The 970-nt window shown below is 35.6% G+C and carries 2 protein-coding genes; both read left to right on the top strand.

What is annotated here, in order from left to right:
• The first annotated feature begins 393 nt into the window (after positions 1-393).
• Positions 394-570, top strand: a complete 177-nt coding sequence (locus BAQ49_RS33655) for a hypothetical protein (protein ID WP_244159112.1) — start codon at positions 394-396, stop codon at positions 568-570.
• Between the two features lie 118 nt (positions 571-688).
• Positions 689-970, top strand: a 282-nt coding sequence (locus BAQ49_RS18620) for a DUF5082 domain-containing protein (protein ID WP_071746600.1), incomplete at its 3' end; no start/stop codon positions are given.

The following is a 970-nucleotide window of genomic DNA, read 5'->3' as shown; positions in this document are numbered from 1 at the left end:
CTTACTTGGAGCAATACAAACAGCTTGAAGGTAATGTGAAACAAATGGAAAATTTATTACAAAGTATTCATACGCAGTTGACCAAATATGCAGATACTGTCGCAGACCGTGATCGTCAGGATGCAAGTTCTTTTGGCTTAAATTAGATTTTTAAAAAAGGTGTCCGTGCAACTCATTGTGCTGACACCTCTTTTAATTTATCTGATCGAGCGTGATGCTCTGATTCCACAAGAAATTATTGGACGAGCGCAAATCAAACTAGACGAGCCACATGAAGTTTAAATTTATTAACCAATTCATGGATAAAGCGATATTGATCGATTGAATAATTTAGAACAAGAGATTACACAGATAAATCAGCAATGGAAGGGCACAAGTTCTACCAAGATTCCGATGTTATCTAAAACGATCTCTATGCATAATTTTTATACAAATCAACAAGTACAAGAGATGTTAGATAATCTACAATTACCACTTGCCCTAAATGAGGAAACCACAAATTTCGTTGGTTTTGTACCAGAAAAATATGGTTATTTAAAGAAATCAGTAGTTGCTTTGAAGATGCGTTAGTAACAGTCCTTGCAGTTAATTATTTCTATACTGATAGTTTCTTCTACTCGATGAACTCCGATGCAAAACAAAAAGATAGTCTTGGTGTGGAAACTAGATTTTGAGGAGGGAAAACATTATGACTCAAGAGGAAGATAAAGCCAAAGAAGCTGCACGAAAAGCGGATATCCATGCACGTGTTGATCGATTTAAGGCAAGTTATGATAGTAAAATGGCTAGTCACAGGGCAAATGCCCAAAAGTTAGAGCGCTTAAAAGCCGCAAAGAGATCTTTACAGGGAGAACTTCATCATTTTGATTCTTATAAGAAAGAGTTTACCAATTTAGGCAGGAGTCTAACAAAAAGTCAGTTCAAAGGAACACGTCGTGATAAATTTGATACAAAATTAGAAGAAATTGTG

The sequence above is a fragment of the Bacillus proteolyticus genome, from assembly GCF_001884065.1.
In the GTDB taxonomy this organism is placed as follows: Bacteria; Bacillota; Bacilli; order Bacillales; family Bacillaceae_G; genus Bacillus_A; species Bacillus_A proteolyticus.
This window is presented reverse-complemented; position numbering and strand designations above follow the sequence as displayed.